Below are 24,720 nucleotides of genomic sequence, written 5' to 3'. Positions count from 1 at the left end.
GGAAAGAAGCATGAAGATCCTGGTCATCAATCCCAATATCTCCGAAAGCGTCTCGACGCTCATTCAGGCGGAGGCGCAACGCAGCGCCTCGCCCGGTACCGAGATCGCGGTCGCGACCGCGCCGTTCGGCGTTGCGTACATTGAGACTCGCTTCGAAGCGCTGGTCGGCGCTTATGCCACCGCATGCGTGGCGGCCGAACGCCATGGTTCCTACGATGGTGTCGTGGTCGCCGCGTTCGGCGATCCGGGTCTGCAGGGCATCAAGGAGTTGATCGACGTGCCGGTGGTTGGACTGACCGAGTCGTCGCTGATGACTGCGGCGACGCTCGGGCAGCGCTTCTCGATCATCGCGATTTCGCCGCGCATCAAGGCGTGGTATCGCGAGACTGTCGAGCGCAGCCACCTGGTGAGCCGGCTCGCGAGCATCCGCGCGCTCGAGGAACCGTTGCGCGATATCGGCAGCGTGCAGCAGGACTACGCGGAACGACTGAAGGCACTGTGCAACGAGGTGGTCGAGGTCGATGGGGCCGACGTCATCATCATCGCCGGTGCTCCTCTGGCAGGGCTCGCGCGTGAGATACGTGGCGAATTGTCCGTGCCGGTGGTCGATGGCGTGTCGAGTGCGATCGCCCAGCTCGAGGGGCTGATCCGGTTGAGCCCGAAAAAAGCGACCAAAGGCAGTTTCGCCGCGCCGCCCGTCAAGCCGAACCAGGGCCTGCCTGAACCGCTGGCACGGCTGCTGAACCGCAGGTCGCCGGGCTAGCCTCGTCAGTTGTTGCGTGTTGAAAGCCGATTGGTTCGAGTGTCGATTATTTAGTTAGGCATCCGAGGCAATCGAAAATCAGGGGCTTGTGGGGCAGATGACGTTCGACTGCTTCGTCAAACTATAGAGTGCCGGTCGTCTTGCTGATCCAGCAGGACCGACCGGCTTTTACGGAGACGTGATCGTGGATAGACAGCACAAATATCTGGCTGAACTGGACCCCACCGGTCGGCTGTACAACGAAGATCTTGCGCCCGCCATTGAACGGAAGTGGACGTCCTATAGCTTCTTTGCTGTCTGGATGTCGGCGATTCATAACATCGGCACCTATACATTTGTTGCCGGACTGTTTGTACTCGGCCTGACAGGATGGCAGGTCCTGACGTCCATTCTGATAGGAACAGGCATCTTGTTCTTCGGCATGAACTGGGCGGGGCGAATGGGACAGCAGACAGGCGTCCCTTTTCCCGTCCTGGCGCGCGTCAGCTTTGGGATCTGGGGTGCCAACGTACCTGCATTGATCCGCGCAGTCATAGCAATCTGCTGGTACGGCATTCAGACATACCTGGCTTCGACCGCGGTGGTCGTGCTCCTGCTGCGTATCAATCCGGGGCTGCAGCACTGGCAGGATCAGAGCCTGCTGGGCCTGTCGTATCTGGGGTGGTCCTGCTTCGTGTTCCTATGGCTGATGCAACTGCTCGTGATCACCCGAGGCATGGAGGCGGTCCGTCGGTTCCAGGACTGGGCCGGCCCGATCGTCTGGGTTGTGATGCTGCTGATGGCTGTCTGGCTCCTGGCGATGGCCGACTGGCACATACCGATGAATCTGTCCGTGAAGCCGTTATCGGGCAGCGGGGCGGTGCTGGGCATTCTGACCGGGGCGTTTCTGTTGGTCTCCACCTACGCAACGATGCTTCTCAACTATTGCGACTTCACCCGGTTCGCGAAAACGGAGCGGGCGGTGGTCGTCGGCAACTTCTGGGGGATTCCGATCAATTTTGCGGCGTTCGCGGCGATCAGCATCACGATGACTATCGGCACCGTCGTGGTCTTTGGCAAGGCGATCACCGACCCGGCATTGATCCTCGCAAAAGTGCCGAACACGTTCGTGCTGGTCGTAGGTGCATTGATGTTCATCGTCGCGACGATCGGTGTCAACGTGGTGCTCAACTTCGTCTCGCCGGCCTACGATCTTGCCAATGTGTGGCCCAAACGGATTACTTTCCGTCGCGGCGGCGTCATCAGCGCGGTGCTTGCACTTGTGGTCATGCCGTGGAACCTGTACTCGAATCCCGTCGTCGTCAACTACTTTCTAGGCGGCCTTGGAGCGTTCCTGGGTCCGCTGTTCGGGATCATGGCCGCCGACTATTTTCTGATCCGTCGTGGTGCGATCAAGCTCAATGATCTGTATCGGTCGGACCAGCACGGTGAATACTTCTATCGAAGAGGATTCAACACCAGAGCTCTGGCGGTGTTCGCGCCGACGGCAGGTGTCGCCGTTGTGATTGCACTGGTGCCGGCGCTCTCGGCAGTCGCGGCATTCGCGTGGCCGATCGGCTTCATCGCTGCCGGACTCGTATATTTCCTCGTGATGGGCGGCATGGCGAAGCGGGCCAGCATCCAACCGGAAGAGAGCGCAGAAATGGGGGCGCTCGAATAAGGTGACAGGTGGCGCGTCCCGTGGCAGGCAAAACGATGAGGTGGGTCTCGTGGGCGCAAGGGGTACGACGGCAGTTCGAGGGTCGTCGCGCCCCAGCCAGCGCGAGTCCACCGCTGCGATCAAATGCTTCCCAACATGACTGGCATGCGGATAAGCTGCATCTCAAGGCTGGGCCAGCCAATTGAGATGGGGCGGAGCAGTGACTATCCACAAGCTGAGGGTTCGCGCACTCGCGTTCTGCTTGACGCTCGCGTTGCTGGGTAGCAGCGCGGTATTTGCGGACCAAGTCAAGGTCATGATGTCCGGCTGGTTTGCGCCGGCGTATCGCGAACTGGGCCCGCAATTCGAGGAAGCGACCGACAATACACTGGTCACCATCTGGGGGCCCGCCGAGGGCAAGGCCCTGAATGCCATCCCCGTGCGGCTTGCTCGTGGCGAGTGGGCCGATGTCCTGATCGTGGTCAGCGATGCGCTCGACGATCAGATTAAAGCCGGCACGGTAGTGCCTGGCAGCAAGGTGGACTTCGCACGCTCGCCCATCGGCGTGGCGGTTCGCGGGGGTGCGACGAAACCGGACATCAGCTCGGTGGACGCATTGCGCCGCGCGCTGCTCGCGGCGAAGTCAATCGTCTATCCGGACAGCGCGAGTGGAACCTATATCGGCAACGAACTGTTTTCGCGTCTGGGCATCGAAGAGCGCGTGAAAAGCAAGAGCCGCATGGTTCCGGACGAGCGGGTCGCAACTCTCGTCGCGAGCGGTGAGGCGGAGCTCGGATTGCAACAGGTCGTGGAACTGTTGCCGGTAGCGGGGGTGACCGTGGTCGGCAGTTTGCCGGCGGAACTACAAAGGTACACGACGTACTCCGGGGGGATCGCGACCACTGCGAAAAATCCAGCCGGCGCCGACGCTCTAATCCGTTTTCTGTCGTCGCCGGAAGCGGCACCGGCGATTGCGCGGACCGGACTCGAACCGCTCACAGCGGCGCCCGCGAACTGAGCGCTCGGACTGACCGCACCTTACAATCGTCTCCATATCCACTGGCTGCACCTGACGAGGCTCAGGCGCGCTCGCGAAAGCTGCCTCAAGAACGTAATGCACGCACGAATCGGACCATGACCCCATGCACTCGGTCCCTATTCACTAAGCGTTAAGGGGCGTTCATGAGCAATCCGTCTTCCGAGCCTGGATCCGGTCAACCAGACGAAATCTCGGCCTGGAGCCTGATCAGACCGTACTGGGTCTCCGAGGAACGCCGAACAGCGTGGGGCCTGCTGATCGCGATCATCGTCATGGATCTGCTTCTGGTCGGCATCAATGCCCGCTTGAACACGTGGAATCGCGACTTCTACAACGCCCTCGAAGACAGGAACCTCCGCGAATTCCCGCAACTGATGCTGCTCTTCAGTGCGCTCGCGTTCGCGTTCGTCGCCATTTCCGTCTACAACCGTTATCTGCGGCAGATGCTTGGTTTCCGGTGGCGCCAATGGCTGACCACACGCTATCTCGAGGCATGGCTGGGCGACGGCACCTTCTACCGCATCGAACGCGACCGCCTCATCGACAATCCTGATCAACGGCTCGCCGTCGACCTCGATTTATTCGCCAACATCACACTTTCGCTCGCACTTGACCTGCTCTCGACGCTCGAGACACTCGTCTGGTTCTCGATCGTCCTATGGAGCACGGCTGGCGCGCTGACACTGACGATGGGTGGCACGCCCTTCCAGATTCCCGGCTATATGCTCTGGGCCGCCATCATCTATGCGATTGCCGGCTCGCTTCTGACGAACAAGGTCGGTCGCCCGCTTGTGTCGATCAACTACCAGATGCAGCGCGTCGAGGCGGATTTCCGGTTTGGCCTGATCCGTGTGCGCGAAAACGCCGAGCAGATTGCTTTCTACGACGGTATGCGGGCCGAGGCGTCGAACGCCCAGGACCTGTTCGGCCGGATTCGCGACAACTGGTGGCGTGTGATGAAGTACACGCGGCGTTACAGCTTCGTGCTCAATTTCTACGGTCAGATCGCCGACATCTTTCCGATCGCAGTGGCATCGCCCCAATATTTCGCAGGGGTGTTCAGTTTCGGCACGCTGATGCAGATCGCCGACGCATTCGGTTCGGTTAGCGAGTCGCTTTCGTGGTTCATCAACAATTACGACACGCTGGTCGAATGGCGCGCAACGGTGGACCGTCTGCGCGAGTTCAGGCGCGTCACGCAGCTACCTCATCTGACTGGATCGGTGTCGCCCGCAATCGGGCATGTCGGCATCCACCGGCGCTACGTCGGCGAGAGCCAGTTCGCCACGCACGAGCTCACGCTTGCGCTGCCCAACGGCGAGACGCTCGCGAGCGTGCGCGACGTTGCCGTCAAGCCCGGTTCGCGCTGGCTCGTGCGCGGGTCGTCCGGCTCGGGCAAAAGCACGCTGTTGCGTGCGCTGGCTGGTCTCTGGCCGTTCGGAAGCGGTTCTGTGGACACACCTGTGAATGCGCGCATGATGTTCGTCCCGCAGCAGAGCTACCTGCCGGTTGGGACCTTGAAGACCGTGCTGACCTACCCCGCAGTGACCGCCAACTTCAGCAACGAGGAATGTTGCGAGACGCTGCGTTTGTGCGGTCTTGCAGCCTACGCTGACCGATTGCACGAATCCAGTGACTGGTGGCGCGTTCTTTCTCCCGGTGAGCAGCAGTCGCTCGCGGTAGCGCGCGTGCTGATGCACAAGCCGGACTATCTGTTCCTCGACGAAGCCACGAGTGCGCTCGACCATGAGAACGAAGCGCATCTGTATCACCTGCTGACTGAACGACTGCCAGATGCGGCGATCGTCAGTGTCACGCATGGCAAGTCGCTCGCAGAGTTCCACCAGGAGACGCTCGATATCGCGAGTGCGCGCGTGCACACGGTGGCATATGCCCGATTGCCGTCGGCGTGAGCGGGGTCTTAGGCCCGGCACGAGCCGACCTACGACGGTGGGCGAATGTCCGTCGCAATTCGGAACCTGCGCTCAGGCGAACATATTCAGGAATGCGGCATAACCCCGTGCCGCTTCGGCATAGAATCCTCTGAGGAGGTTCCAGTTATGGCAGCTATCAATCGCAACGATCCGGGCCATCCCGCCTTTCAGGCCGCGCCGCATAAGACAACCCGCTACCCTGCGGAGCACGTTACGTTGACGGCCGGCTCCAGGAAGAGGCTACGTTCCCGTGTGCCTCATTTCAAGGCCGGGCGCGGCAAGGTCGGCGTCGGTGGCGTCAGGTAGTTGTAGGCCGTCTGCGTCAGTAGGGACCACTGCTCGATGCACATGCGACGTCACACGATTGGCGCGGCAACTCGCCACGAAGCCCGCCATGTCATAGTTCTCAATCCTCGAAACCTGGCGCCTGCGGCAATGTAAACACAACAGAGGGCCAGGCGCGTAGGATGCGGGTTGTTGTACTGCTTGCCAGTTCACGATCCATCTCCGATCTTTGACGACGGACGATGTCCACGGTTTTGTGACTTCCAGACAAGGATGCAGAGCAGACTATGGACACGACCTACTCGGTTTCGGACAGTTGCCGCTTCTCTCTCGTCCTCATCAAGCCAACCCATTACGACGACGACGGCTACCCGATCCAGTGGCTCCGCTCGGTCATGCCCTCCAATACACTCGCTTGTATGTATGCGCTCGCTGATGATGCGCGAAAGCGAATGCTGCTTGGCCCTGGCGTCCACTTCGAGATCGAAACATGCGACGAAACCAACCAGCGAGTGTGGCCGGAGCGCATCATTCGTGACCTGAAGGCAAAAGGCGGAAGATCGATGATTGGTCTGGTCGGCGTGCAGTCGAATCAGTACCCGCGCGCACTCGACCTCGCCCGTCAGTTCCGTGCCGCGGGCTTGCCAGTTGCGATCGGTGGCTTCCACGTTTCCGGCTGCATCTCCATGCTGCCCGAGATGCCCGCTGAACTTAAGGAAGCACAAGCAATGGGTGTGGCGCTCTTCGCCGGGGAGGCCGAGGAAGGGCGTCTCGATGAAGTCCTTCTCGACGCGTGGAATGGTGCAATGAAGCCCTTGTATAACTTCATGGAGACGAAACCTTCGCTCGAAGGTGCTCCCCAGCCCTTCTTGCCGCGCAAGCATATCGAACGCACGGCAGGGACCTATACCTCGGTTGACCTCGGTCGTGGTTGCCCATATCAGTGCTCGTTTTGTACCATCATCAACGTGCAGGGACACAAGAGTCGCTTTCGCACCCCCGACGATCTCGAGAAGATCATCCGCCAGAACGCAACGCAGGGCATCAACCGGTTTTTCGTCACGGATGATAATTTCGCGCGCAACCAGGACTGGGAGATCCTTCTCGACCGCGTCATCGAACTTCGGGAAAAGGAAGGCATTCACTGCGGCTTCACGATCCAGGTCGACACGCTCTGTCACAAGATTCCAGACTTCATCGAGAAGGCAACGCGCGCAGGTGTGCGACGCGTGTTCATCGGGCTTGAGAATATCAATCCCGAGAATCTGATCGCGGCCAAGAAGCGGCAGAACAAGATCACCGAATACCGCGCCATGTTGCAGAAGTGGCGCGCCCACGGCGCGATTACTTACGCTGGCTATATCATCGGATTCCCGGCGGACACGAAAGAATCGATCCTGCGCGACATCGAGATCATCAAGCGTGAATTGCCCATCGACATTATCGAATTCTTCGTGCTCACCCCACTTCCAGGCTCCGAGGATCATCAGACGATGGTAAGGAACGGTGAATGGATGGACCCGGACATCAACAAATACGACACCAACCACCGGGTCACGCACCACCCGAAAATGTCGGACGCTGAATGGGAAGAAGCGTATCGGTGCGCATGGAGCGCGTTCTACACCTACGAGCACATCCGCACGATCGTGAAGCGGGCAGCGCAGATCCCGAACGGCCGACCGAAGACGATCATGCGTACGATCGCCTGGTTCAGACTGATGATCGAACACGAGGGTGTGCATCCGCTCGAAGGGGGCGCCCTGCGGATGAAACACCGCCGTGATCGCCGTTGGGGGCTACCGGTCGAATCGCCGCTTCGCTTCTATCCGCGCTACTGGGGTGAGACCGCTGTCAAGATGACAAAATATCTGCGCTTCTACCTCAGGACAGAGGCTATCCTCAGAGAAGTCCTGAAGGCACCGGAACGTTACGCCTACACGGATATCGCCATCGCGCCGCTGCAGGAAGAGGAGTTCGAGCAGCTTGGGCTCTTTCACGCCACGAGCGGCGGCGAGGCAGCGCTGGCTGTCCATCACCGGCGTGTCGCCATCCGCTCATCGGGTCCGTCTGCGGCGTGATGTCGTCGACCATGTCATGCAGTTTTCCTACTGCACATGCGGCACGAAACAGTCGATCAGTCTTGTCGCGGTAACAGCACGAACGACTGATGTTCGGTACTCGCAGCGGGCCATTGAGGTGAATGTGACAATGGGTGCCGAACGGTCGTCAGTTGCAACCGTGACTGTTCGCGGTCCGGTAGCAGGTTTTTCCGTCGGCGCCGTGAACCACGCCTTTGCCGTTCATCGTCTGCGCCTCGCCGCCCCGGTTGGTCTGTGTCGTGTGCACACCATTCTGATTCGTCTGCGACGTCCAGGCTGTACCCGTGCTGCGGTTATAGCCGCCGGCCGTCTGTCCGTTGCCGCAGACCGTCTCGCCACGGGCGTTCCTGGCACATTCTGCAAACGCGTTCGCGGACAGCATTACGCATGCCAGTAGTATCAGTGTCTTCATGAACATTTTCCCCAGGGGCTGCGGCAGCCGATGTACGCCCCGCGTCAATTGAGTCTTGGCCTAGGGGCACTGACCAGTATCGCAAACTGGCTGCGTTGGATAGTAGTTTAGGTCTTACCAGACCATTTTTCTCCCTGAAGATAGCATTCACGCTGGCGAATTCGGACGGAGCTTGCCCGTTGCAAGATGTCGGGTAACACTGCAAGAAGCAGGCTTATCGAATGCACATGGTCGTTGAGTGATCTGTTAGCTGGTACAGATCGTCGAGTCGACCTCGGCAATATGCCGCACGATGGCCGCGTTGACCTTGTCGGCATGCGTGACAGGTCCCATATGTCCCGCACCCTCGACCACAGCGAGACGCGCTGCTGGTAACAACATCGGCAAATGCTCTGCAATCGCGCGAGTCGGAACGGGCGCGTGTTGACCACGCATGATTAACACCGGAATACGCAAAGCGGTGTACGCGCTTGCGGGCGTACGCTCATCGATCAGTGCACGGAAGTCGAGAGGCGCCTTAGGAGCCCAGCGCGTGAGTGCGGCCTGCACGGACGGTCGCAGTGCTTGCCACGCACCCCGGCCGCCCCAGTAGTCAACGAATGATGCTGCGGCCCCCCGATAGTCGCCACAACTCACGCTGTCTGCGGTGCGTTTCGAAATCGCGATGATCTCTGCAAGCGCGTGCGCCCCGTACGACCCCATCGTCTTGAGCAGATGAAACGCCGATGGTTCGTAAAGCGTCAGACTTGCGACGCGCTGGGGGCGCTCGAGCGCTGCACGCAACGCCACGCCACCGCCATAAGAGTGACCTACGAGATGTACCTTTGCGCACGAGGCGTCGATGATTCCGACGGTTCTCGCTGCCTCGTCGGCGAGTGTGAAGGCGCGCTCGCCGCTCCACGGGCCCGTGCTCTCGCAGCCGTAATGCTCAGGGGCGATGAACTCGTGACGCGAGCCAAGCGCATCGCTGAGCTTTCGCCATTGCGCCGAACCCGAGCCGGAGCAATGAAGTGCAATTACCGGCTCGGTCGATGAGAAGATTTGCGCTAGGGCCGTGGTATTCATGTCGTTCATGGAGTCTGGGGCGCCGTGTGGCGCGGATGGCTTGCGATGACCGGGGCGTCGGTGCGAGAGCTTCGGCGGCATCGACGACAACCCGCCTTCACGCATTCAGCGTCGTTCAATCACGACTTCGAGATACTCGCTAGGCAGGACGAGTGTCGCGTCGTTCGAGCGGTTACGGCTCTCGATCAATGCCATCAGATCGCGATGAAACGCCGCCTGCGGCTCGCCATCGAGGGCCGCAAACGCCTTGTTCATCGGCCCATAAAACGTGCGGAACACGTCGATGAAATGCGCCGGCGAGCGATAGCGGAACACGAAATCGCGGTTGATCGCGGTGATCTTCCGCGCACGGTCGCCGAACAGCGCTTCCAGGCGCGCCTTCGTGCCCCAGAGCGCTGGCGACTTCACGCCTGTCGGCGGCGGAATGTACTTGCCGATCGTCTTGAACAACTGCCCGATGAAACTGTCCGGCGTCCAGTTGGCGAGGCCGATCCGTCCGCCAGGCTTGCATACGCGCACGAGTTCAACGGCGGCTTTTTCCTGGTTGGGCGTGAACATCACGCCGAAGGTCGACATCACGATGTCGAATGTGGCATCGGCGAAGGGCAGCGCTTCAGCGTCCGCCTCCTGGAACTGCACGGTGAGCCCCTCCGCTTGCGCTCGCGCCCGGCCCGAATCGAGCAGCGCAGCAACGTAGTCAGTCGACGTTACGTCGCACCAGCGGCGCGCGGCGGCGAGCGTCGCGTTGCCGTTTCCTGCGGCGACGTCCAGTACGCGACTGCCGGCGCGCACGTCGAGCGCTTCGCAGAGGTTCTCACCGACGATCTGAAGCGTGGTGCCGACCACGGCGTAGTTGCCTGTCGACCATGCGGCCTGCTGGCGGCCCTTGACGGCGGCGAAGTCTGCAACGGATGGGGAAGCGGAATCTACAGTGGACATGGAGAACTCCTCAAAAGCGATGGATGCGCGACGCAAGCGCGTGGCCGCGCTGCATATTTGGCGTTGAATCGTTCTTTGCTGCAGCGGCGTGAGTGCCAGTATCAGCACGCATGTCGTATTGAGGAATGACCGAGCGTCCAGATTTTTTGCGCAGGACGCCGAAACTGATAGGCGATCTCCTGAATGCTTACTCAGATGTTTTTCGTGTGATGTGCCTCGCAGGCGCGGTTTATCTAAACACCGTCTTAACTGTGCCATGGCGTGTTGTCGGGGAAGTCACGAAGATTTGTGCGCTACCTTCCTGCCGTGGAACTAGCCAGGAACAATTGCTCGATCCGAGCATGTCACCCCAACCCTCAATCCCTGGCGTCGCCCAGCATCACGGTCCAGCCGAGCCCGCGCACATTGCGGATCACCGACTGCCCGAACTTCTTGCGCACCGAATGAATGAGCACGTCGACCGCGTTGCTCTCGACTTCCTTACCCCAGCCGTATAGGCGGTCTTCGAGCTGATCGCGCGACAGAATCGTGCCGGGGCGCTCGAGAAACGCCAGCATCAACGCGAACTCGCGCGCCGATAGCACCAAGGTCACGCCATTGCAACATAACGTGCGTTTGTCGAGATCGAGATTGAGGGAATCGTCGCCGAGTCGCGACACCGCATAACCCGCCTTGCGGCGCAATACCGCGCGAATGCGGGCAAGCAGTTCGGGCACGTCGAAGGGTTTCAGGACGTAGTCGTCGGCGCCGACGTCGAGACCTTGCACACGAGCCTCCAGATCGTCGCGCGCAGTCAGAATCAGCACCGGCACCTTGTTGCCGGCCGCTCGCGAGTTTTTCAGCAGATCGATCCCGCTCATGCCAGGCAGGCCGAGATCCAGCAGCACGACCGTGTAGTCCGCAGTCGCGATCGCGGCGCTGCCGGCGTTGCCGTCGCGCACCCAATCGACGCTGTAGTCCGCATCCTGCAACGCACGCAGCAGGCTTTGTCCGATCTGCAGGTCGTCTTCAACCAGTAGAACTCGCATGATGTCGATTCCACAGCGACGATTGATGTCGTTGGCCGCGGCACGAGGAACGAAACACGAGTGCCAGGGAGGAGCCCGTTAGTGCTGCCGTCACGCGGGCACGGGCCACTGGATCACATCATAGCTGACACGCGGCGCGCTGCCACGGGACTCATGGCGCGCGCCATCCAGACGGTTGCTTGACGCCGCCTGCTAGGCCGACGGAAATCCGACCGATGCGACGATCCCCGACTGGCCATCATGGCGATTGCGAAGACTCGCCGAACCGCCGTATTTAGTCGCGATCGCTTTGACGATCGACAATCCCAGGCCGCTGCCCTCGATCTGCGTGTTTGCCCGAAAGAAACGGTCGAACGCGCGCGGCAGCAGTTCTTCCGCCATGCCGGGCCCGGTATCGGTCACGTCGATCCAGACCATGTCGTCACGTACCTGGACGCTCAGATCGACCTGTCCGCCGTCCGGCGTGTAACGGATCGCGTTGCTGACCAGATTGCGCACCGCAATACCGACGTCGGCTTCGACCGCCTGGACAAACGCGCTCGCCATTTCGTCGGCGCCGATATCGATGCCACGCTTCATCGCGATCGGCAATACTTCGGCCACTGCGGCGACGACCACGGCGCCCACCTCGACGCGCGTCACCATCTCGGCTTGCAGAGCCGCATCGGCGCGCGCCAGCCGTAGCAGTTGCGCGATCAGACCTCCGCTGCGGGTAATGCCACTACGCAATTCGCGAAAGCGCTCCTGGTTGCGTGGTGCGATATGCGGCTGCAGATTGTCCGCCTGCAATTGAAGTGCGGTGAGCGGCGTGCGCAGTTCGTGGGCGGCGTCGGAAATGAACTTTCGCTCCGACTCGATCGATTGTGCAAGCCGCTCGATCATCAGATTGATCGAATCGACAAAAGGACGGATTTCGATCGGCACGCCCGTTGTCGACAAGGGCTGAAAGTGGCTGACGTCCATCGCCTGCACCTGAGCCCCCAGGCTGTTCAACTTGCGCAACGAGCGGCGTACGACCAGCAGCACGGCAATCCACACCAGCGGCACGAGTACGACCATCGGCCAGAGCGTATTGACCGCACGTTCTGTCGTCAGCTCATGCCGCACCGCCGAACGCTGCGCGACCTGAATGACCATCGACGGCTCACGCAGCGTGTAGATGCGCCACTCGTCGCCGCCCACGGCGGTCGTCACGAAGCCCGCCGGTGCGTCGCGGGGCAGCGGCAGGGACGGTTCGGTCGAGCGGTAAGGCGTGGCCTGCTCGTCTTTCCAGATCGTAATGACAATGTCGCGTTCCGACTGTGAACCGCGCGCGGGGATGCTGGGGAGCGATTCCGCGAAACCGGCGCGCATGCGGGTGGCAACCTGTTCGAGCCGAAGATCGAGCAAGGCGCTCATGCCCGCCTTCGACAGTTGATACGAACTGACGCCTTGCACCACGCCGACGATGCTGGCCAGCACGCATAGCGCAAGGACAAGCTGGTTTCGTAGAGACTTGATCATAGAGGCGCAGAAAGCGTGCATCGTCGAAGGACGGATTCGCGGACGCCTGGCCAACCCGTGCCACTCGAAGGCGGATGAGACAGGCGTTTTTTTCGGGCGATTCTACACCTGCACCCAGGGGCCTTCTGGCGTCCGAAAGACAGCGGGGGACCCTTTGTTGCGCTCCCCCTTTCGCAACGAGCGGTGGTGATCGGCTCCGACCATCGCTCAGTGCTTGGTATAGATCGAATTCAACCCAAGGTCGTGGGGCGAATCAATCTCAGCGCCGTTGTAGCCGGCCTGTTCGAGTGGCGTGACTTGAGTCTGTTGTTGCGCGCGTGTCGCAGGCCGATGCGACTGGGCGAACGAAGCGATCGGCAGCGCAAGCAGCACGGTAACGGCAGCGGTTCGGATCAGTGATTTCACGATGTTTCCCTCCTTCGGGTATCAGCAGGTGATTCGGTGAGTCAGGCGTTTTCCGCCATGGACCTCACTGTAAAGAAGAACAATTAGCGAAGAATGAGCAGCCGTTGGGAGGCCGCTCAGCGGGTCGCCGCTTCGGCGGCAGCCTGCATTTCGTAGCGCGCCTCGCGCATCAACTGGATCGCACGTCCAGCGTGGCCGCCCATGTCGTAGTCATTCGCCAGTTGCGCCGCTCGCATCCGTTCGATGGCTTGCTGCGCGTTGAAGTCCGCTGCCTCGATGTTCGGATGGCGGCTCATGAAATAGCCATCGTCGGCGACCGCACAGCCCGATATAGCGGACAGCCCGAGGGCGGTTGCGGCGACCAGCGTCATATGTCTTTGCTTCATGATGCATGCTCCATGGTCTTGATGAATGTCGGGTGCTCGGGGGTTTCAGCTGTCCGTCGCGCATGTTTCAGCGTGGCGCGGCTGTCCGCGCTAGCGCCAATAGGCGTACCCATATCCGTAGTGCCGGTATCCCCAGCCCGGGTGTCCGTAGTAGCCGACCACCACGGGCGGCACATAGACGGGCGGCGGCGGAGCGTAATACGCAGGCGGCGGTGCATAAACCGGCACGGGTGCGACGGGCACCGCTGTCACCACCGGCACCACGGGCATCACCGGCGCCGTGATGCCGAAACCGACGAACACATGAGCCTCGGCAACACTCACAAGGCCAACGCTTAGTGCGGCGGCGACTACCGCCTGGCGAATCGCTTTCATTTTTTTCTCCTTGACCTCCGGTGCGGCGAGTCGGCCGCATCGGTTGAGAGGCATTCTGGCCGCCGAGAATGAGGAAAGAATGAGCAACGGGGGCTACGCACAGACCTCATTTCCACCTAATTCACCGCGCCTACGATTCGACCGTCGATGCGCAGGTTCGAGTTCGAACCTCAGGTCAGGCGCGAAACAACGCGTGTGGCAGGCATCGCACTGAAGCGACGATGCGGACCGCCGGCCCGATAGGCGTCGCGCCACGCAAGGAGCACATCATGTTTGCCGCATTTTCTGAAAAGCTGCACACGTTTTTCTCGCCTTCTCACTTCGACGAACGCGAAGCGTATCTGGCGTCCTCGTCCGATCTCGTGGATCTCGAACGTCGCATGCGTCACCTCGATAACGGCAGCTATCCGTTCAGTCTGCACGCGAGCGTCATGCCGCGCGAGAACGAGCTGTGAACGAGCAACGGACAAGGAGAATTGCCATGCGTCACTATCCATGCAACAGCCCTGAAGCGGCCGCACGCATCGTCGCGGCTTGCCTGCTATCCGATGGACACGCAGGAGCCGATGAGATCGAAGCACTCGATCGCCACGGCATCGAGCAACGATTGTCGTTGCAACCGCGTCAGTTTCTGGCCGTCGTGCAGACGCTGTGCGAAGACCTGAGCTGTGCCGCGCACCTGAATTGGGGCGACGCGTGCAGGCTTGATCCCGCCGTCGTCGGCCAACTTGCGGCCGACGTGCGAGACGGGCAAATGCGGCGTGACGTCATCTGGCTATGCGAGGAAGCCATCCACGCGGACAAACACATCTCCGCCGGAGAGGCCAGATTTTTGCACCTGTTGTGCACCGCGTGGGGGTGGCCTGCACAGGCGGATCGGGCACGTCCACGCGAGGTGATCAGCCTCGGTTTTGCTGGGCGCCGATGAGCCGCCGAAACGGCGCACTCATTCATCGCTAAGTCTCGATCGATACGATTCACTGCATTGGAGCGATGCACTCAGCCGATCACGGCGTCGAGACCTGTGTCGCATCACCGACGGGAGAGGAGACGCATCATGATCGAAGTGCTCGATTTTCTGATCGATGTATCGCTCGCTGTGCTGAGCGCGGCGGTCACCGGTGCCTTCTTCACGTTGCTGATCGGTCAATTCGCAATCGCGCAAAAGCACATCGCCAGACATTGGAAGGCGAGCCGGTCGATCCACGCCGCTCGCTGAACGCTTCAAATTCACGCATGCATGCACTACACGAATTAAGGAGTCTTGAAATGTACAAACATATTCTCGTCGCGGTAGGTCTCAAACCGGATCTGACGACATTGAAGTCCGCCATCGAGATCGCACGGGAATCCGGTGCTCGCGTCACCGGACTTCACGTGGTCGACCCGCTACGGCATTTTCCCGCACTGGCCGATGACGAGTTCCACGGCATGCTGGAAGCGTTCGAAGCGCACGGACGCACCGTGGTCGACCGCACGAGCCGCGTTCTGGACGAAGCGCAATGTCAGGGCGAGGCGCAAATGCGGAGGTTGCCTTCCTGCGGTGGCACGGTCGGGCAGGTGATCGCCCAGACCGCCCGCGAGCTTGGCGCGGATCTCGTGATCCTCGGCAGCCGCGATCCGGGATGGTTCCGCCTCTATTTGCAGAACGTACAGAAGGACGTCGTGCGTCGCAGTACTTGCCCTGTGCTGGTGATCACTCCGCCTTGCGTGCCGAAGGCGCGGCAGGCGAGGTCAATGAAAATGCACCGAGTTGAGCAGTTCGGCCAGGCCCAGCCAGAAAATCTGCACGCCAATGCAGAAGATCGCGAACGCGAATAACCGCATCGCGATCTGGACACCGGAGGGGCCGAGCAGCCGCGCGATATGGCCAGAGAAACGTACGCACAGATAGATGCTGACGCACACCAGCGCCAGCGCCACGCCGACACCGATGAAATGAACCGGTTGCAAACCTGCGCGCGGCGAGCCGGTGCCGAGTGCAATCGCGACGGATATCGCACCCGGGCCGACCGTCACCGGCATGGTCAATGGATAGAACGCTTTGCGGCGCAGCGAGTCCTCGCGGGCACTGAGTGCTTCCTGCTTCGCGACGTCCTCGCTCTCGTCATCCGACGCCTGCAACAGGTTCCAGCCGGCCGAGGCAATCACGACACCGCCCGCGACGCGCAGCACGGCAATGGAAATGCCGAGGAACGACAACAGATAGGCGCCGATCGAAAGCGACACCAGCAAGATCACAAAGCTGTTGATCGCGACGCGGCGAGCCAGTTCCGCACGTTCGGCTGGTGACGCGTGCGGCACCAGGCTGAGGACGATAAAGCCGGCTGCCGGAGGGTTGATGATCGGCAACAGCGCGGTGACAATCAGCAGTACAGTCGCGGTCAGCTCGTGAAGCATGATGGGGAATCCGGTAGCCAGCCAGAATAATAGCAATCTCGAGCTATGGGCTACCGGACAAAAGCGCTTCGCTGGGTACTGGATTACGCTTCCCCGAAACCCCCGCCCCCTGGCGTCTCCACCACGAACACGTCGCCCGCGGCCATCTCGACACTGGCGATATGGCCCAATGCGACGATCTCGCCGCCCGCGCGCTCGACGCGATTGCTGCCACGCCTTCCCGCGCCTCCACCTGCCGCGCCGAAGGGCGCGTGAATGCGGTTGTTCGAAAGAATCGAAGCGGTCATCGGTGCGAGAAAGCGGATGCGCCGGATCGCACCGTTTCCGCCGCGCCAACGTCCGGCGCCACCCGACTCCGCGCGGATCAGGTGCGATTCGAGCCGCACGGGATAGCGCCATTCGAGTACTTCGGGATCGGTCAGACGCGAGTTGGTCATATGCGTCTGGACTGCATCGACGCCGCTGAAACCTTCGCCCGCGCCGCTGCCGCCTGCGATCGTCTCGTAGTACTGGTAGCGCGCGTCGCCGAACGTGAAGTTGTTCATCGTGCCCTGACTCGACGCCACGATGCCCAGCGCACCATAGAGCGCATTCGTAATCGCGGACGACGTCTCCACGTTGCCGGAGACCACCGCTGCCGGATAGACCGGATTGAGCATCGAGCGGTCCGGGACGATCACCGACAACGGCTTCAGACAACCCGCGTTGAGCGGGATGTCATCGCCGACGAGCGTGCGGAACACATAGAGCACGGCTGCCATGCAGACTGCCTTCGGCGCATTGAAGTTGTTCGGCAGTTGTCCGGAAGTGCCGCTGAAGTCGACGGTCGCGCTGCGCGTCGTCGCATCGACGCGAATGGCAACCTCGATCACCGCGCCGTTATCGAGCTCGTAGCGGTACGCGCCATCCTTGAGCGCGCCGATCACGCGGCGCACCGCTTCTTCGGCGTTGTCCTGCACGTGTTGCATGAAGGCGAGTACCACGTCGCGGCCGAATTGCGCGACCATGCGGCGCAACTCGTCCACGCCTTTCTGGTTCGCCGCGATCTGCGCGCGCAGATCGGCCATGTTCTGCGCGACGTTGCGCGCCGGATAGCGGCCCGACGCGAGCAGCGCACGGGTTTCGACATCGCGCAGCGCGCCCGCCGAGACGAGTTGCCAGTTATCGATCAACACGCCTTCTTCTTCGATATGCGAAGAGGCAGCCGGCATCGATCCGGGCGTGATTCCGCCGATATCCGCATGATGGCCGCGTGAGCCGACGTAGAAGAGCGGTTCGGCCGAAGCGTCGGCGAACACCGGTGTGATGACCGTCACGTCGGGCAAATGCGTGCCGCCGTGATACGGATCGTTGAGCATGTACACGTCGCCGTCGCGCATCGCGCCGCGATTTCGCTCGATGACGGTCTTGATGCTCTCGCCCATCGATCCCAGATGCACGGGCATGTGCGGAGCGTTCGCAATCAGATTGCCCGCGGCATCGAAGATCGCGCACGAGAAGTCGAGACGCTCCTTGATGTTCACCGAATAAGCGGTGTTTTGCAGACGCAAGCCCATCTGCTCGGCAATCGACATGAACAGATTGTTGAATATCTCGAGGCGCACAGGATCGGCTTCGGTGCCGATCGAGCGGCGTGTCGGCAGCGGTTGCACGCGCGTCATCACCACATTGCCTTGCTCCGTCAGTGCCGCCTGCCAGCCCGGTTCGACTACGGTCGTGCCGTTCTTTTCAGCGATGATCGCCGGCCCGTCGAGCACGTCGCCAACGCACAGCGTGTCGCGCTGGTAGAGCGACGCATCATGCCAGCGGCCGCCCGAATACATGCGCACGACCGTCTGCGCATGGGGTAGGTCGCCTGCCGCGCGCCGCGGCAGGTTGCCAGCGTCGACGGGTGCGTCGGAATGGCCGATTGCTTCGACGGAGGCGAGTTCCGCGATGAGCGGCGTCTCCGCCATCAGGAACGCGTAGCGTTGGCGGTACGCTGCTTCGAAAGCGGTGCGCATCGTCTCGACGCTGCCCGCCGGCACCGCGAGCGCAGAGTCGGTGCCCTGATAGCGCAGATGCACGCGACGCTCAGTCGTGATACGCGCGGCGTCCACGCCCTGTTCGAGCAGTGCGCTGGTCGCGGCGGCCGCGAGCGCATCGAGTGCGGCTTCCAGCGTGGCAAGCGAAGACGCGTCGAGCGCGATTTCGAGCGCCCGCTCGCGCATCGCGGTCTGATCCGCGAGCCCCATCCCGTAAGCGGAGAGCACCCCCGCGAGCGGATGCGCGAAGACCCGCGTCATGCCGAGCGCGTCGGCCACACCACAGGCATGCTGTCCGCCCGCGCCGCCGAAAGTCGTCAGCACATACTGCGAGACGTCGTGGCCGCGTTGCACCGAGATTTTCTTGATCGCGTTGGCCATGCTACCGATCGCGATCTCCAGATAGCCTTCCGCGAGGTCTTCCGGCGTGCGACGCTGACCCGTTGCCGCGAAGATTTCATCGGCGAGGGTCCGAAAGCGTTCGACTACGACCTCGCGATCCAGCGGCTCGTTCGCGTGCGGCCCGAAGACGCGCGGGAAGTAGTCGGGCTGGATTTTGCCGAGCATCACGTTGCAGTCGGTGACGGCGAGCGGGCCGCCGCGCCGATACGCCGCGGGACCCGGATTGGCGCCCGCCGAGTCGGGGCCGACCCGCAGCCGGGCGCCGTCGAAGCCAAGCACCGAGCCGCCGCCTGCCGCCACGGTATGGATGCTCATCATCGGCGCGCGCATCCGCACGCCTGCCACCTGTGTTTCGAAGACGCGCTCGAATTCGCCATTGAAGTGCGAGACGTCCGTCGACGTGCCGCCCATGTCGAAGCCGATCACGCGCTCGAAGCCCGCTGCCTGTGCCGCGCGCACCATGCCGACGATACCACCCGCCGGACCGGAGAGAATCGCGTCCTTGCCTTGAAAGACATCGGCGCGCGTCAGTCCGCCACTGCTCTGCATGAACTGGAGGTTCACGCCCGGCATTTCGCTGGCGACCTGATCCACGTACCGGCGCAAGATCGGCGACAGATACGCATCGACCACGGTCGTATCGCCGCGCGAAACCATCTTCATTAGCGGCGATACTTCGTGCGAAACCGAGATTTGCGTGAAGCCGATGCGGCGCGCCAGAGCCGCGAGCTCGTTCTCATGGGCCGTGTGGCGATAGCCGTGGATCAGCACGATCGCGAGCGCACGGATGCCCGCATCGTAGACTTCACGCAATGCGCGCTCCGCTGCCGGACGATCGAGCGGCGCGACCACGTCGCCTTGCGCGCTCACGCGTTCGTCGATTTCCACGACGCGCTCATAGAGCGCCTCCGGCAACGCGATATCGAGATCGAACAGGCGAGGGCGGTTCTGATACGCGATTCGCAACACATCCCGAAAGCCGCGCGTGGTGACGAGCGCCACAGGTTCGCCCTTGCGTTCGAGCAGCGCGTTGGTCGCGACCGTCGTACCCATCTTGACCATCTCGACGTCGCGCGGCGTGATGGGTTCGCCGGCTCGCAGACCCAGCAGATGGCGAATCCCGGCGACGGCCGCATCGCGATACTGCTCAGGGTTCTCGGAAAGCAGCTTGTGCGTGGTGAGCGAGCCGTCCGGGCGGCGGCCGACGATATCGGTGAAGGTGCCGCCGCGGTCGATCCAGAACTGCCAGCGGGACGGCGTGCAAACATCGGAGGCGTGAGCGTGATTCATGGTGTCGTGTTCGTGATGCGAAAGTGGTGAGGGAGTGCGCCGGGCGAGCATCAGGCCGATTCGAGTTCGCGGCCGCGCGTCTCGGGCAGCGTGAGCGCGGCGATGATCAGCACGCCGTATGCGGCCACGGCAAACATGCCGATGCTCGTGCCCAGGCCGAAACGGCTCGACAGCGCGCCAATCAGCACCGGAAACAGCGCTCCGACTGCGCGGCCGACGTTGTAGCAAAAGCCCTGGCCCGAACCGCGCACACGCGTCGGAAACAGTTCGGTGAGAAATGCGCCCATGCCGGAAAAGATCCCCGACGCGAAAAAGCCGAGCGGAAAGCCGAGCCACAGCATCGATGCATTCGTGAGCGGCAACGACGTGTACGCGAACGCAATCGCCATCGAGCCCACCGCGAACAGAATGAAGTTCGGCTTGCGGCCGAGGCGGTCCGTGAGCCACGCGCTGCACAGATAGCCCGCATACGAGCCCACGATGATCGTCGCCAGATAGCCGCCTGTGCCCATCACCGTCAGATGACGTTCGGTCTTGAGGAAGGTCGGCAGCCAGGTCGTGATCGCGTAGTAGCCGCCTTGCGCGCCTGTCGTGAGCAGCGCGGCGCGCAGCGTCGTCGGGAGCAGTCTGGCAGAGAAGATCTCGGTGAAGCGCGGCTTGTCGTGCGCGTCGCGCTGTTGGAGCCTCGCCTGCTCGAACACTTCCGGTTCCTTCACGTAGCGGCGGATCACGAGCACGAGCAGGGCGGGGACGAGCCCGATCAGAAACAACGCGCGCCACGCGAATTCAGGGGCCATCGTGGAGAACAGCACCGCGTAGAGCAGGGCCGCGATGCCCCAACCGAGCGCCCAGCCCGACTGCACGAGACCGACCGCCTTGCCGCGGTCGCGCGCGCGAATCACTTCACCGATCAGCACCGCGCCCGCCGTCCACTCGCCGCCGAAGCCGAAGCCCATCAACGAGCGGGCCGCGAGTAACTGGCCATAGTTTTGAGCGAGGCCGCACAGGCCCGTGAAGACCGCAAACCACAGGACGGTGAGTTGCAACGTGCGCACCCGGCCGATGCGATCGGAAAGAATCCCGGCGATCCAGCCGCCGAGCGCGGAGGACAGCAGCGTCATGGTGCCGATGAAGCCCGCGTCCGCAAGCGAGATGCCCCAGGTGGCGACGAGCGTCGGGATCACGAAGGAAAGCATCTGGGTGTCCATGCCGTCGAGCATGTAGCCGACCTTGCAGCTCCAGAACGCGCGCCGTGCGCGCGGACCGGCTTCGGCGTACCAGGAGAGTTGCGGGCTTCGCGTGGTTGCCGGCAGGTCGGCGGTTTCGTCGATGCTTGCCGTGAGTGTCTTGCTGTCCATCTGCTGCTCCTGTGAGATAGACGCATCGGTAACGATTGAAGCCACGCAGGAGCGTAGGGATGCGTCATTCCCTCCGGGCAGCGCGGCCGGATGGCTTCAAGGTGTGGTGAATCGCTTGTTGCGGGACGGCGCGGCGCGCGCCGCCGGGACGGTCAGAAAATAGCCAGCGACGCGTTGGTGATATCCGTCATCAGCATGTGGCCCGGCGCGTGCGCGATAGCGAGCGGCAGCTTCGCGGCCATCAATGCCGTTTGCGGCGTCACACCGCAAGCCCAATAGACAGGCAGTTCGCCGGCGCGGATCGTCACCGCGTCACCGAACTCGGGGCGCGCCAGATCGGCAATACCGAGTTCCGCCGGATCGCCGATATGCACGGGCGCGCCATGCACGCCAGGAAAGCGGCTCGTGATCTGCACGGCGCGGATCGCGTCGGCGCCGCGCAGCGGCCGCATCGACACGACGAGTTCGCCGCCGAATACGCCCGCGCGCTGGTTCGGGATGGTGGTGCGGTACATCGGCACGTTGCGGCCTTCTTCGACATGGCGCAGGCCGATGCCGTCCTTCGCAAGCATGTGCTCGAACGAGAACGAACAGCCAATCGCGAACACGACGAAATCGTCCTGCCAGAGCGCTTCGATCGATTCGACGCGCTCGCTCAGATTGCCGTCGCGATAGACGTTGTAGGCGGGGACGTCGGTGCGGATGTCGATGTCGCGCCCGAGCATCGGCACGCGGAAGTCACCGGGCTCGCCCACGCCGAGCAGCGGACACGGCTTCGGATTCGCATGGCAGAAGCGCAGGAAATCGTGCGCATGCGCGGCGGGCAGGATCGCGAGATTGGCTTGCGCATAGTCGCCGCAGTGTCCGGCCGTCGGGGCACGAAAGTCGCGATGGCGTACGGCCTGGCGGAATTCGAATGGCGTCATGGTGTCAGCGGTGCTCGGGCGGGTTTGCGTCGGTTGATCGGCGGTGGCGGCGATGCGTTTTGTCACCGTCAGGCGAAGCATAGAAAAGAAGATTTTTTTACGCCAACTAGTTTTCTTTGCGCCTGATGGATAGAATTTCTTAACGAAATCGCGGGTTTTCCCCGATCACGTTGAGTTTTTTGGAGCGGTCTGACCCGTTAGCCTCACCTGTCTTTGGGCTATGAACACACGCTTTCTCGAAACCTTCGTCACGCTCGCCAAGCTGCGCAGCTTCCGGACCACGGCGACGGCGCTGCACGCTACGCCTGCCGCGATCTCGCAACGTCTGAAGGCCCTGGAAGACGAATTGCATACGGTGCTCGTCGATCGCGAGAGTCGTGAATTCCGGCTCACGCCGAACGGCGAATATCTGCTTGGCTACGCCAAAGCGGTGGTCGAGGCGACGCGTCAGTTGCAGGCCGCCGCCTCCGCCTCGCATGAAGGTGCGATGCGCGGCAAACTGCGGCTCGGCGTGATCGAGACCGTGGTGCATAGCTGGCTCGCCGATTACATGCGACGACTCTCGAACGATTTTCCGCAGCTCGAAGTGGAGCTTGCGGTGGATGTGAGTGTGGTGTTGCAGCGGCGTTTGATGGCGGGCGAACTCGATCTGATCATCCGAGTGGAAGGCAGCGACGAGGAATCCGTGGTCTGCGATGCGCTGGCGAACTATCCGGTGCACTGGGTTGCGCGCGTGGGGCTGCTGCCGCTTTCGCGCAGCGGACTCGCGAAACGCGTGCTGCGTCATCCGATCCTGACATTCGGGCGCGGGACGGCACCGCATCGCGCGCTGGAGGACATCGTCAGCAAGCTCGCGCTCGCCAACGGCGTGCCGCTCGCGGATACGCGCATCACCGGGTCACCGTCGATTTCGGTGATCGTGCAGCTGGTGCGTGACGGCTTCGGGGTGGCGGCGATTCCGCGGTTGTTCGTCGATCATTTGATCGCGCGCGGGGAGGTGGTGGAACTGCCGTTGCAGCCTTCGCCGCCGTCCATTGTGGTGTCGATGTCCCGGCGTGCGGACGCGCCGCTTTTTGTGCACGGCGCGGCGAATGCGGCGCGGGCGGCGTGTCATGAATATTGTGAGTTGGGGGATCGGCGGTTGATTGAGCGGTTGTGACAGCCCGGCTGTTGCAGTGGGCGACATGCGGCCAGCAACCTGCCGTTCAGCAAAGTGGGACAAGGAAAACGGCAGGAGCTTGCGAGTCGACGACGCCGGCTTGTCCCGAGGCCGGTAGTTACGCGATGAGTTAGCGTGGATTGATCTGCTTGACGACATCGGCCACGATGGCGCGGGTCTGCCTGTCGGTAGTCGGTGCGAAGATGCCTTCCCATGCCGAAGACTTGGTGTTGTAGGCGCGCTCCCCGAATACCTGGTCAGTCTGCAGATCGCGGAAAGTCACCTTGGCTTGCATGAAGGCATTGCCCGTCATGATGCCAAATGCGATCCGTGCACCTTGCGAGACGAAGTGATAATCGTCGACATAGACGTCAACGACGGTGCCGGCGCCGCTCTGGGTTGCCATTCCCGCGGTTTCATCGATGAAGGTCAGTCCTGCCGGGTTCGAGGCGCCTTGCATGGCTTCCCGCCATTCCGTCTGCACCCGCGGCCAGTCCGACGAGGTCGTCGCTACCTTCGATCCGGTCATGCGCAGGACAACCGTATGGGTCGAAGCAGGCGGCACGACGATGCCGGCGTGTGAGGTCCTTTCGCCCGACGACGGATTGTCTTGGGTCTGCAGCGTGGCGGCGCATCCGCCGAAAAGAGCGGTGCTTGCGCTGACAATAAGAATCGGGAGTAATCGTTTCTGCATGTGGGTGTTCCGGGTGATGAAACCGATTTGTCGAATGGAATGACAGACTCTTTGTCGGCATGAGGTCGTCAAACTTGAGCACCATTCGCCGCTAAGCGAAGTCGCGATGATCCGGACAAATACCTGTGGTGAACTCGTAGTCGTTTGCGGCCAGGTGACGACTCGTCAGGAATGGCGCAGTGCATGCCCCGCCCATTGGGGACGCGCAGGGCGGGGAGCTTGAATGTGGATCGGCCGAGCCTTTGAGTTTGTGTTGTGCGGAAGCAAAACTTCCAGATCGCCGAATGCCATCGATGAAATTAAATTTGGCTGATTATACGAGCCTTGATCGTCTCGAATTCGGTGTCGCTAATCAGACCTTCATCCAGCATCTGCCTGGCTCGCTTTAGCCAGGAGGTGGAATCCTCGACATCGTCAACTTTCGTTTCGACGCTTCCCAACGTCCCCTGAACACTAGACGTGAATTTGGGGATGCTGCTCATGGCACTTCCTTATTCCTGATCTGACAGCTGAGTTTTTAATCGAAATCTGCGCCAGGTCTGAACTGGCGCGAGAAACCGGTCTCTATCAATGACGTGTCAACTATAGAGCG

The 24,720-nt window shown here is 61.8% G+C and carries 24 protein-coding genes; 10 read left to right on the top strand and 14 right to left on the bottom strand.

Features of this window, described 5'->3' with window-relative positions:
* Nucleotides 1-10: 10 nt before the first annotated feature.
* From CI15_RS24505 to CI15_RS24485, 5 genes are all read left to right on the top strand, one after another.
* Nucleotides 11-763 (top strand): aspartate/glutamate racemase family protein, encoded by a 753-nt coding sequence (locus tag CI15_RS24505; protein ID WP_062132447.1) that lies wholly within the window; start codon nucleotides 11-13, stop codon nucleotides 761-763.
* Between the two features lie 184 nt (nucleotides 764-947).
* Entirely contained in the window at nucleotides 948-2,423 is a 1,476-nt protein-coding gene (locus CI15_RS24500) for an NCS1 family nucleobase:cation symporter-1 (RefSeq protein ID WP_206597781.1), read from the top strand.
* Between the two features lie 241 nt (nucleotides 2,424-2,664).
* Nucleotides 2,665-3,420: a substrate-binding domain-containing protein gene (locus CI15_RS24495; protein ID WP_241495916.1), complete on the top strand. Its 756-nt coding sequence runs from the start codon at nucleotides 2,665-2,667 to the stop codon at nucleotides 3,418-3,420.
* A 164-nt stretch (nucleotides 3,421-3,584) separates the two neighbouring features.
* Nucleotides 3,585-5,354: an ABC transporter ATP-binding protein/permease gene (locus tag CI15_RS24490; RefSeq protein ID WP_062132438.1), complete on the top strand. Its 1,770-nt coding sequence runs from the start codon at nucleotides 3,585-3,587 to the stop codon at nucleotides 5,352-5,354.
* Nucleotides 5,355-5,947: 593 nt separating this feature from the next.
* Nucleotides 5,948-7,741 carry a B12-binding domain-containing radical SAM protein gene (locus tag CI15_RS24485; protein ID WP_062132435.1) on the top strand — a complete coding sequence of 598 codons (1,794 nt, stop codon included), beginning with the start codon at nucleotides 5,948-5,950 and terminating at the stop codon, nucleotides 7,739-7,741.
* A 148-nt stretch (nucleotides 7,742-7,889) separates the two neighbouring features.
* On the opposite strand, the gene CI15_RS24480 is transcribed toward CI15_RS24485, so the two are convergent.
* The 8 genes from CI15_RS24480 to CI15_RS24445 form a co-directional block, all read right to left on the bottom strand.
* Nucleotides 7,890-8,174: a hypothetical protein gene (locus CI15_RS24480; protein WP_062134106.1), complete on the bottom strand. Its 285-nt coding sequence runs from the start codon at nucleotides 8,172-8,174 to the stop codon at nucleotides 7,890-7,892.
* 246 nt (nucleotides 8,175-8,420) lie between these two features.
* Nucleotides 8,421-9,248: an alpha/beta fold hydrolase gene (locus CI15_RS24475; RefSeq protein ID WP_153041185.1), complete on the bottom strand. Its 828-nt coding sequence runs from the start codon at nucleotides 9,246-9,248 to the stop codon at nucleotides 8,421-8,423.
* A gap of 96 nt (nucleotides 9,249-9,344) precedes the next feature.
* On the bottom strand, nucleotides 9,345-10,178 hold the full coding sequence (locus CI15_RS24470) for a class I SAM-dependent methyltransferase (RefSeq protein ID WP_062132432.1): 834 nt from the start codon (nucleotides 10,176-10,178) through the stop codon (nucleotides 9,345-9,347).
* A gap of 356 nt (nucleotides 10,179-10,534) precedes the next feature.
* On the bottom strand, nucleotides 10,535-11,206 hold the full coding sequence (locus tag CI15_RS24465; protein ID WP_062132429.1) for a response regulator transcription factor: 672 nt from the start codon (nucleotides 11,204-11,206) through the stop codon (nucleotides 10,535-10,537).
* A gap of 192 nt (nucleotides 11,207-11,398) precedes the next feature.
* Nucleotides 11,399-12,709 carry an ATP-binding protein gene (locus tag CI15_RS24460; RefSeq protein ID WP_062132428.1) on the bottom strand — a complete coding sequence of 437 codons (1,311 nt, stop codon included), beginning with the start codon at nucleotides 12,707-12,709 and terminating at the stop codon, nucleotides 11,399-11,401.
* Between the two features lie 207 nt (nucleotides 12,710-12,916).
* Complete coding sequence (locus tag CI15_RS24455) at nucleotides 12,917-13,114, bottom strand: DUF4148 domain-containing protein (RefSeq protein WP_062132425.1); 198 nt, start codon at nucleotides 13,112-13,114, stop codon at nucleotides 12,917-12,919.
* A 116-nt stretch (nucleotides 13,115-13,230) separates the two neighbouring features.
* On the bottom strand, nucleotides 13,231-13,500 hold the full coding sequence (locus CI15_RS24450; protein ID WP_153041184.1) for a hypothetical protein: 270 nt from the start codon (nucleotides 13,498-13,500) through the stop codon (nucleotides 13,231-13,233).
* A gap of 90 nt (nucleotides 13,501-13,590) precedes the next feature.
* Nucleotides 13,591-13,875 carry a hypothetical protein gene (locus CI15_RS24445; protein ID WP_062132419.1) on the bottom strand — a complete coding sequence of 95 codons (285 nt, stop codon included), beginning with the start codon at nucleotides 13,873-13,875 and terminating at the stop codon, nucleotides 13,591-13,593.
* Nucleotides 13,876-14,144: 269 nt separating this feature from the next.
* Here CI15_RS24445 and CI15_RS24440 point away from each other — a divergent pair, with 269 nt between their 5' ends.
* The 4 genes from CI15_RS24440 to CI15_RS35665 all read left to right on the top strand — a co-directional run bounded on the left by CI15_RS24440 (nucleotide 14,145) and on the right by CI15_RS35665 (nucleotide 15,696).
* On the top strand, nucleotides 14,145-14,330 hold the full coding sequence (locus tag CI15_RS24440) for a DUF3563 family protein (RefSeq protein WP_062134100.1): 186 nt from the start codon (nucleotides 14,145-14,147) through the stop codon (nucleotides 14,328-14,330).
* Nucleotides 14,331-14,356: 26 nt separating this feature from the next.
* Nucleotides 14,357-14,803 carry a tellurite resistance TerB family protein gene (locus tag CI15_RS35670; RefSeq protein WP_075643769.1) on the top strand — a complete coding sequence of 149 codons (447 nt, stop codon included), beginning with the start codon at nucleotides 14,357-14,359 and terminating at the stop codon, nucleotides 14,801-14,803.
* Nucleotides 14,804-14,932: 129 nt separating this feature from the next.
* Nucleotides 14,933-15,094 carry a hypothetical protein gene (locus CI15_RS37035; RefSeq protein WP_161950058.1) on the top strand — a complete coding sequence of 54 codons (162 nt, stop codon included), beginning with the start codon at nucleotides 14,933-14,935 and terminating at the stop codon, nucleotides 15,092-15,094.
* Between the two features lie 50 nt (nucleotides 15,095-15,144).
* The gene (locus tag CI15_RS35665; protein WP_075643768.1) at nucleotides 15,145-15,696 is read left to right on the top strand and encodes a universal stress protein; all 552 of its coding nucleotides are present in this window, start codon (nucleotides 15,145-15,147) and stop codon (nucleotides 15,694-15,696) included.
* Here the strand turns inward: CI15_RS35665 and CI15_RS24430 are convergent.
* The 4 genes from CI15_RS24430 to CI15_RS24415 form a co-directional block, all read right to left on the bottom strand.
* Complete coding sequence (locus CI15_RS24430; RefSeq protein ID WP_062132413.1) at nucleotides 15,610-16,275, bottom strand: MarC family protein; 666 nt, start codon at nucleotides 16,273-16,275, stop codon at nucleotides 15,610-15,612. The genes CI15_RS35665 and CI15_RS24430 overlap by 87 nt on opposite strands.
* An 83-nt stretch (nucleotides 16,276-16,358) precedes the next feature.
* Complete coding sequence (locus CI15_RS24425) at nucleotides 16,359-19,991, bottom strand: hydantoinase B/oxoprolinase family protein (RefSeq protein WP_062132410.1); 3,633 nt, start codon at nucleotides 19,989-19,991, stop codon at nucleotides 16,359-16,361.
* A 50-nt stretch (nucleotides 19,992-20,041) separates the two neighbouring features.
* Entirely contained in the window at nucleotides 20,042-21,349 is a 1,308-nt protein-coding gene (locus tag CI15_RS24420; RefSeq protein ID WP_062132407.1) for an MFS transporter, read from the bottom strand.
* A 152-nt stretch (nucleotides 21,350-21,501) separates the two neighbouring features.
* Nucleotides 21,502-22,275 carry a putative hydro-lyase gene (locus tag CI15_RS24415; protein ID WP_062134097.1) on the bottom strand — a complete coding sequence of 258 codons (774 nt, stop codon included), beginning with the start codon at nucleotides 22,273-22,275 and terminating at the stop codon, nucleotides 21,502-21,504.
* A gap of 220 nt (nucleotides 22,276-22,495) precedes the next feature.
* On the opposite strand from CI15_RS24415, the gene CI15_RS24410 reads away from it, so the two are divergent.
* Entirely contained in the window at nucleotides 22,496-23,434 is a 939-nt protein-coding gene (locus tag CI15_RS24410) for a LysR family transcriptional regulator (RefSeq protein WP_062132404.1), read from the top strand.
* A gap of 130 nt (nucleotides 23,435-23,564) precedes the next feature.
* Here the strand turns inward: CI15_RS24410 and CI15_RS24405 are convergent, their stop codons facing one another.
* Together CI15_RS24405 and CI15_RS36165 are read right to left on the bottom strand one after the other, a co-directional pair.
* On the bottom strand, nucleotides 23,565-24,128 hold the full coding sequence (locus CI15_RS24405) for a hypothetical protein (RefSeq protein ID WP_062132401.1): 564 nt from the start codon (nucleotides 24,126-24,128) through the stop codon (nucleotides 23,565-23,567).
* A 299-nt stretch (nucleotides 24,129-24,427) separates the two neighbouring features.
* On the bottom strand, nucleotides 24,428-24,610 hold the full coding sequence (locus CI15_RS36165) for an SHOCT domain-containing protein (RefSeq protein ID WP_062132398.1): 183 nt from the start codon (nucleotides 24,608-24,610) through the stop codon (nucleotides 24,428-24,430).
* Nucleotides 24,611-24,720 lie beyond the last annotated feature (110 nt).

The organism is Paraburkholderia monticola (genome assembly GCF_001580545.1).
In the GTDB taxonomy this organism is placed as follows: Bacteria; Pseudomonadota; Gammaproteobacteria; order Burkholderiales; family Burkholderiaceae; genus Paraburkholderia; species Paraburkholderia monticola.
Note: the sequence above shows the minus strand (reverse complement) of the source record. Positions and strands in the feature narration are given on the sequence as shown.

Bases quoted from the DNA above. Each gene is read 5' to 3' on its own strand.
- CI15_RS36165 (WP_062132398.1), bottom strand. From the start codon at position 24,610: ATGAGCAGCATCCCCAAATTCACGTCTAGTGTTCAGGGGACGTTGGGA.
- CI15_RS24415 (WP_062134097.1), bottom strand. From the start codon at position 22,275: ATGACGCCATTCGAATTCCGCCAGGCCGTACGCCATCGCGACTTTCGT.
- CI15_RS37035 (WP_161950058.1), top strand. From the start codon at position 14,933: ATGATCGAAGTGCTCGATTTTCTGATCGATGTATCGCTCGCTGTGCTG.
- CI15_RS24485 (WP_062132435.1), top strand. From the start codon at position 5,948: ATGGACACGACCTACTCGGTTTCGGACAGTTGCCGCTTCTCTCTCGTC.
- CI15_RS24480 (WP_062134106.1), bottom strand. From the start codon at position 8,174: ATGAAGACACTGATACTACTGGCATGCGTAATGCTGTCCGCGAACGCG.
- CI15_RS24450 (WP_153041184.1), bottom strand. From the start codon at position 13,500: ATGAAGCAAAGACATATGACGCTGGTCGCCGCAACCGCCCTCGGGCTG.
- CI15_RS24405 (WP_062132401.1), bottom strand. From the start codon at position 24,128: ATGCAGAAACGATTACTCCCGATTCTTATTGTCAGCGCAAGCACCGCT.
- CI15_RS24430 (WP_062132413.1), bottom strand. From the start codon at position 16,275: ATGCTTCACGAGCTGACCGCGACTGTACTGCTGATTGTCACCGCGCTG.
- CI15_RS24445 (WP_062132419.1), bottom strand. From the start codon at position 13,875: ATGAAAGCGATTCGCCAGGCGGTAGTCGCCGCCGCACTAAGCGTTGGC.
- CI15_RS24470 (WP_062132432.1), bottom strand. From the start codon at position 10,178: ATGTCCACTGTAGATTCCGCTTCCCCATCCGTTGCAGACTTCGCCGCC.
- CI15_RS24420 (WP_062132407.1), bottom strand. From the start codon at position 21,349: ATGGACAGCAAGACACTCACGGCAAGCATCGACGAAACCGCCGACCTG.
- CI15_RS35670 (WP_075643769.1), top strand. From the start codon at position 14,357: ATGCGTCACTATCCATGCAACAGCCCTGAAGCGGCCGCACGCATCGTC.
- CI15_RS24490 (WP_062132438.1), top strand. From the start codon at position 3,585: ATGAGCAATCCGTCTTCCGAGCCTGGATCCGGTCAACCAGACGAAATC.
- CI15_RS24475 (WP_153041185.1), bottom strand. From the start codon at position 9,248: ATGAACGACATGAATACCACGGCCCTAGCGCAAATCTTCTCATCGACC.
- CI15_RS24410 (WP_062132404.1), top strand. From the start codon at position 22,496: ATGAACACACGCTTTCTCGAAACCTTCGTCACGCTCGCCAAGCTGCGC.
- CI15_RS24460 (WP_062132428.1), bottom strand. From the start codon at position 12,709: ATGATCAAGTCTCTACGAAACCAGCTTGTCCTTGCGCTATGCGTGCTG.
- CI15_RS24505 (WP_062132447.1), top strand. From the start codon at position 11: ATGAAGATCCTGGTCATCAATCCCAATATCTCCGAAAGCGTCTCGACG.
- CI15_RS24440 (WP_062134100.1), top strand. From the start codon at position 14,145: ATGTTTGCCGCATTTTCTGAAAAGCTGCACACGTTTTTCTCGCCTTCT.
- CI15_RS24425 (WP_062132410.1), bottom strand. From the start codon at position 19,991: ATGAATCACGCTCACGCCTCCGATGTTTGCACGCCGTCCCGCTGGCAG.
- CI15_RS24465 (WP_062132429.1), bottom strand. From the start codon at position 11,206: ATGCGAGTTCTACTGGTTGAAGACGACCTGCAGATCGGACAAAGCCTG.
- CI15_RS35665 (WP_075643768.1), top strand. From the start codon at position 15,145: ATGTACAAACATATTCTCGTCGCGGTAGGTCTCAAACCGGATCTGACG.